Source organism: Anaerovibrio sp. (assembly GCF_024697385.1).
In the GTDB taxonomy this organism is placed as follows: Bacteria; Bacillota; Negativicutes; order Selenomonadales; family Selenomonadaceae; genus Anaerovibrio.
The window spans coordinates 1-6843 of record NZ_JAILFV010000007.1; the positions used below are offsets into that span (position 1 = coordinate 1).

General features: G+C 40.3%; 5 protein-coding genes and 1 pseudogene. 1 reads left to right on the forward strand and 5 read right to left on the reverse strand.

Features of this window, described 5'->3' with window-relative positions:
- Positions 1 to 156 precede the first annotated feature (156 nt).
- Complete coding sequence (locus tag K6C05_RS00485; RefSeq protein WP_296730306.1) at positions 157 to 1206, reverse strand: CatB-related O-acetyltransferase; 1050 nt, start codon at positions 1204 to 1206, stop codon at positions 157 to 159.
- Positions 1207 to 1296: 90 nt separating this feature from the next.
- Here K6C05_RS00485 and K6C05_RS00490 point away from each other — a divergent pair, with 90 nt between their 5' ends.
- A complete protein-coding gene (locus tag K6C05_RS00490) occupies positions 1297 to 2823 on the forward strand; it encodes a DUF4422 domain-containing protein (protein ID WP_296730308.1) in 1527 nt (508 codons plus the stop codon).
- Here K6C05_RS00490 and K6C05_RS00495 read toward each other — a convergent pair whose 3' ends face one another.
- From K6C05_RS00495 to K6C05_RS00510, 4 genes and pseudogenes are all read right to left on the reverse strand, one after another.
- On the reverse strand, positions 2824 to 4002 hold the full coding sequence (locus K6C05_RS00495) for a glycosyltransferase (RefSeq protein WP_296730310.1): 1179 nt from the start codon (positions 4000 to 4002) through the stop codon (positions 2824 to 2826).
- Positions 4003 to 4004: 2 nt separating this feature from the next.
- The gene (locus K6C05_RS00500) at positions 4005 to 5195 is read right to left on the reverse strand and encodes a glycosyltransferase (RefSeq protein WP_296730312.1); all 1191 of its coding nucleotides are present in this window, start codon (positions 5193 to 5195) and stop codon (positions 4005 to 4007) included.
- Complete coding sequence (locus tag K6C05_RS00505) at positions 5188 to 6204, reverse strand: tetratricopeptide repeat protein (protein ID WP_296730313.1); 1017 nt, start codon at positions 6202 to 6204, stop codon at positions 5188 to 5190. Before K6C05_RS00505 ends, K6C05_RS00500 begins: the two co-directional genes overlap by 8 nt.
- A gap of 42 nt (positions 6205 to 6246) precedes the next feature.
- Positions 6247 to 6843: pseudogene (locus K6C05_RS00510) on the reverse strand (hypothetical protein); the annotation flags it as partial.

Consider the following 6843-nt stretch of genomic DNA (forward strand, 5'->3'; position numbering starts at 1 on the left):
ACGCCATTGTTCAAATTTTTCTTCTTTAGAAGAAAAATCTTCCAATTAGCGTTTCAACGAGCTGGGAGATATGCTCGCCAGCTGTTGTAGTTTGTTTTCCCCCACCTAAAGAGGAAGGGGGACATCTTAAAGCTCGTTATAATTACCAAACACCATTCATTTAATATTATTTTTTTGCATTGCAATATAATTTTTAAAAATATGTCCGCCATGATCCAACCCATATATTATATCTGTATTGGATTCGGACAAGAAATCTACTATAACTGACGAATAGCTGTCTTTAGTAGTAATATAAGTATCTACCAAATGTAGTAAGTCTACATTTACAAAGTTGATATTTTCATGAGTTATTACTATAGGAGCATCCTCTCCCCGGGATTCTACCATTTTAGACATTTTCCCCAACATAATGTCATCTGTACGGCCTACCAATTCAATAACCAGTAATACACTATCATTCACCGTAAAATTATCCAAAAATTCATTTAAAACACTATCCCATATTTGATCAGGAAACTGAAAATCTACTGCCATATAATAAATATAATAACCATCTTCCTTAAGCTGCTTTAAAGTTTCTACAGCATTATCAGGAGCTTCATGGTTACTAAAATTATCACTGGATAGTAAAAATTCCTCCACATTCTTCATGAGCTGATACTTGGTCTTAATCTCCTCAACCGGCCAATACCACCATTTTATATTCTGTAACCGCTGAATAACATCTTGCTCAAAGCGGTACTTTATCACCCGGGCAGGATTGCCTACCACAACGGAATACGGAGGAATGTCCTTTGCAACTACTGTTCCCGCTCCAATCACTGCACCATTGCCAATATGTACGCCACCCAGTATTATTACATCACAACCGATCCATACATCATTGCCAATAACGACCTGATTTTTGTTTGCATCATCAAAATGGTTAGCATTTACCGGGTCACCGATTTCAAAATCATCAAAAGGATAGGTCGTTGCATAGTGATAATCATGATTTAATCCCACTTCAAATGTCACTCGATGGGCAATGGAACAATATCTGCCAATTAAAATATGACAGCGGGTAGAGCCCATTTCCAAACATGCCCCACCCACATAAGAGCCTTCACCAACTGTTGCAACCAGCCATGCCGTTTTATCATCTATTGTTGCTTTTCTGGTTCTGGTGCCGGGACCATGTGGCACAGAAAATTCAAATATCATATAAAACAATCCTTTCATAATGACTTCTTGTTTTTTGTGAAAACCTTTAGTAAGATAAAATCAATATTTATACTTATCAGGAGTACTGCTATGAACAGAAAAATTATTATATTTGGTTTGAAAGATATACATAATATGGATTTTACAGGTGACTCTGTCATAGCCATCAGTGTATTAAATGAAAACCACATAAAAACAAAATCGATTAATTTAAACAATCAAAATGTACCAATTATAAATGTAAAAAAAATCACTGATTTAAATTTTGATTTCGTGATAATTAGTGACTCCAACAACTTTAACAATATATATATTACCTGTGCCAAAGCCAGAATTCCCCAATTCAAAATCATATCCTACGACACCTATATTCATCATTTGCGCAATAAAGTGGAATACAATGTAGATGATGAGCAGAGCCTGCTGAAATTTATCAATGAGCATAATATACACCGTATCCTAGATATGGATCTGTATTTTGCCGATGGCGTTAGCACCACCCGAAACCGAAAAAACTATGCTGAAGTAAATGATTATGGACTGTCAATCCCCAAAGAACTGGACTTGGTTGGCATCACCGGCAGGGAATATTGGCCTCTATGGGACAATATCTATAATCGCACATACCATGATGTTCAGGATGTCATGTTACAGTATTTTGATTTATTGTTGATAATGAAAGTTCGCTTGTACGATGAATATATCCAGATAATCAATAACACCTATGGCTCATGGAAATATGCCATCTTCCAGGTTGAAAGGAATTCTTCTGTCCAGGAAAAACTCCAAAGCCTTGATTACAAAGGACTAAATTTAAAGGCAACCTGGTTCGATGCCCAAAATACCAGTTGGCTTATTCTTGAAAAAATAGCAAACAATATTGAGTTATATGTTATTTGCCACAAACCATATAAGCTCCCAGAGCTTCCAAATATATATCATCCCATCCATGCCGGGAAAAACGGTTCAGCCGGCTTTGGATTGCCTGGCGATGATACCGGAGAAAATATTTCCTTTCTCAACCCATACATTAATGAGCTTACTGCTATTTACTGGATGTGGAAAAATACCAATTCGGATATAATCGGTACAGCCCATTATCATCGTTTCTTTGTAAATGAACCGGCGGATAATTACATCGCTGACAGTACTAACTATCTTGATGAAGCCTCAACAGAAAAACTATTACAAAGCTGTGACATCATACTGCGTCGAAGTATTCCTTATGGGAACACCGAAGATTGCTTCCGTAAATTTCTGGGATATGATTTCTATGAAACAGCCAAGGCAATCTTTCTTGAAGTAATAAAAAATATTGCTCCGGACTACGAAGATGCCTTCTTATTTGCACTGTCAAGGCACAACTCCGGTCATGCCTTCAATATGTTCATCACCCGTCGTCATGTCTTTGATGCCTATTGCAGCTGGTTGTTCCCAATAATTCTGGAAGCTGCCAACCGCATTGATTTTACACAGCTGCCAAAGCCTCCTCACAGCCGTATCATTGGCTTTATGGGGGAGGCACTGCTGATGCCATGGCTTATGAAGCAGCGACTGCGCATAAAGGAACTGCCAGTAGCAGAGCTATCCCATGACTCCAATTGTATATTAAAATAGTCATTCATTGACGGACAACATTTCCAGTATATTAACTGCCCGATTTTCCCACTTGTGATTGGCCTTGGCTTTGCCGTATGCTGCAACAGCCATGGCCAATCTTTTTGGTTCATTACCTATAAGCTCCTCAACTATATCCAGCTGTTGATCTGCACTACTCCAATCAAACATACAGAGCTCGCGGGCATCATCAAACTGTGCATCCAGATAACTGCTGTATTCACTGACAACGGCGGCACCATTTAGCATAGCCGTAAAAACCCTGTCATGCCCACCATTATTAAACTCAGCCTGATCCTGAACTACCACCTTTGCTCTGGCAAAGGCCGCCAAAACTTCATCATATGAGGTTTTGCCATGCAGCCTTAACTTCCCGGCAAAAGGTACATTTTCCCAACCAGGCCCGAACACATCTATGGTCAATCCCTTGCGGGACAATATTTCCAATGTACGATACCGACGCTTCATCTTTACATAGAAAAATACTCCATGAAAGTATGGAGCCAAGGCATTTACATATTCCTGCCCAATAAGGCCCCTGTCTTCCAGAACATACCTGACTGCAGGAATAAGACTCACAGGTTTTTGCAGCATATAATCCACCACATCATCCAAAATACGGATTATAAACGGATTTGCCGTCTGTTCCTTCCAGTATTCCTTAACTCTGCCATCCTCAAACATGCTGGCACTGAATACTACATCCATATCCCGTTCAACGCTGAATAATTCATCACTATCCAGGAAGGCATCCCCCCCAAGAGGCTGAAATATTTCACCTGCAAACTGCTTATTGGGAAATCTGTATTTTATGGCACCGATATGGCTTTTATCCAGCACCCACAAATAATGTTTCAAACATGGGAACCCCAAATCACCATTGGCAGCATTATACGGTGCATCCAGTAATACAGACACATAGGGAACAGAAATATCTCCCAAGACATAATGCTCCGGGGCCGTCTGCAAAAATGCACCGGTATCATTAATCCCAATTGAAAACCATACTTTTCCGGCCTGCATCAGATCATATGCCCGCTGCATGGCCGACGGGTCATTTAGATATATCAGCTCCACATCACATCCCAGATTTTGAAAGCTCCTACCTATTTCCATGGAATTGCGATGCAATGCCGGATGATTTCCCTCTGCCACTATAAAAGCTATTATCTTCTTCAAAATTAATTACCCCGCAAAACAGACATCATTTCCATTATCCCGGCAGCACGGTTTACCCAACGATGATGAGCACTGGCTTTACCATAGGCACTGATGGCCGTGGACAAACGCATCGATTCATCACTTATCAAATCCTTGACGATCTGTAACCTGCTTGAGATATTTTTCCAGTCAAAAAGATATATATCCTTGTCTGCCTCAAATTTTTGTTCCAGATAAGTACTGTATTCACTCACTACTGCAGCACCATGAAGCATAGCCGTAAACACCCGATCATGGCCACCATTGTTGAATTCAGCCTGGTCCTGAAACACCACCTTGGCTTTTGAAATAGCCTCCAGAACTTCCTCATAAGGAGTCTCCCCATGAAGTCTTAATTTATCTGCAAACGGCACCAATTCCCAACCAGAACCATAAACATCAACAGTTATACCTTCCCTGCTGAGGGCTTCCAAAGCATTATAGCGTCGCCGATGCTTTACATAAAAAAACAAGCTGAACATATACGGAGTAAATTTGTTGATATAGTCCTTACCACATAAGCCACGATCTTCTAATACTACATCAAAAGCATCCAGCATACTTACTGGATACATCAACATATAATCCACAACATCCTTTAGTATTTTTACTACAAAAGGATTGGTATCATCCTCAGCCCAGGCAGGTTTAAAATCACCGCCATGATAAATTGTAGCACTATAAACCACATCCAACAGACGATCACTGCTGAATATCTCGTCTTCATTAGCACTGGAGCTCCCCCCTAATGGCAACAGCATACTGCCGGCAAAATGCGTCCGGGGATAACATATCTTTAAAGCCTCCTGATGGGTTTTGTCCAGCACACACACATAATGGTTCCTGCAAGGAAACCCGATATCATCCGTGGCTACATTATAAGGTGCATCCAACATAATGGATACAAATGGAACATCAAGATATTCATACAGGCAATGCCCATCATTATCCACCATATACTTACCGGTATTATTTACACCTACGCTAAAGGAAATCTGATCATTTAACAGCAGATGTCTGGCCCCCAACATTACGGAAGCATCATTAATATCTGCCAACACAAGCTCCAATCCCAACTGGGCAAATCCCTGAACAATATCATTGGTAATCCGCTTCATTGAAGGATGGCCCAATTCAGTTGTGTAAATTAATATTTTCTTTCCATCATCCATGGCAATGCCCCTTAATTGCTTTAAGCAGGCCAAAATCAGCCATTGGCATGGCCGCTGCGTATTCCATGGCCTTGTCCTTGTCCTTCATGGCCACTAATACATAAGCCATATTTTTGAGCACAAACGGATCTTTTGCATCCAGCTCCAAAGCCTGCTTCAACAGATAAAAGGCTCCATCATAATCATCATTTATATACATCCCACCAGCAAAATTGTTGAGACTTTGAATCTTATCCCTAAGGGAAATAGTGCTTTCCATTACCTTGCGCCTGATTGTCTCCGGCGATTCATCAGAATTTCGGTTAAAATGATTTCCCGCAGGGGTTACATCGCTATTAGCCTGCATACCATCTGTCTTATTCCCCCTGCTCTTATTAAGCAGTGACTTCAGCCTGTCCACCGCTGCCTGGGCTTTTGTTTTACCTTCATCCTCAATATTATTTTCTACGGATTTAGGTGGCAGGGAGGCTTCCAGCATATCCTGAATTGAAGCCTGTACACCAGGTATTTCCGGAGCCACATAATGCGCATTGAAATAATCCACTAGGGCAGGATATTGTTCCATCATATCCGGCATATTATCATGGCAGTATTCAAGCATATCCATCAAAAGCACCTGATCCTTTTCAGACAATGCTTCAACAAAATGCTCCAACACAAAATTCAACAATTTAAAACCATCATCCATCTTATCCTGTACAAAACACAAACGGCTCAGAAGCAATCTTGCCCCTATGTTCCGTGGATCATATTCCAGTGTATGGTTTGTCCATTTTGCCGCCCGTTCATAATCACCTGTGTTGAAATAGCAATTGGCACCCATAAACATTATTTCAGGATCCATTTTTTTATGTTGGGCAATTTCTGCCATGGTATCCATGGCCTCTACATATTCCCCATCCTCATATTGCTTTTTCATTTTCTTTTTTAAAAGGATCAATTCACTGGCCAATGCACTATTCTTTTTCTTCTTTTTATTGTTGTTGATTTTATTCTTAAAGCTCCCCATAAAACTACCCTCCATTTTTATTTCTAAATATATAGTATTCCACTAAAATCGGTAAATTCCTGCTAAAATGGACTCATACGCCGATTCCAGCTCATTGATATATTTTTTGCTGTCCATTATAGGTGCAGACTGCATCATTCTGCGCAAATTTTTATGCAGCGTATCCAAAAGCTCATAGTCACCGGCCAATCCAACTGCCCGTTCTATATAATCATCAAAATTGGCTACAGCCAATTCTCCCAATCCCGTATTATTCAATATGCTCAGCCCAAAACGGGAACCTCGCCTGGAACCATACATACTGATTACCGGTACCCCCATATATAGGGCATCACAGGTAGTTCCACCCCCTGGATAAGGATATGTATCAAGGGCAATATCCACATCCAAATAACGGTTCATATATGTATTAGTAGCCGGCTCCAACTCAATTCGACCTATATCCAACCCAGCTTTTTTCAGTCTTTCCCATACAAACTCCTGAGCAGAAGGACTGACCAAAAGCTGGGATTTTAGCAGCAACCGTGAAGTGGTTACCTGCTGCATAATTTTCCTCCAAGCAAGCAGCATTTCATCAGTAATCTTGTAATAATGGTTAAATACCCCATAGGTAATATAATCATTTTTTTTGCATGGAGC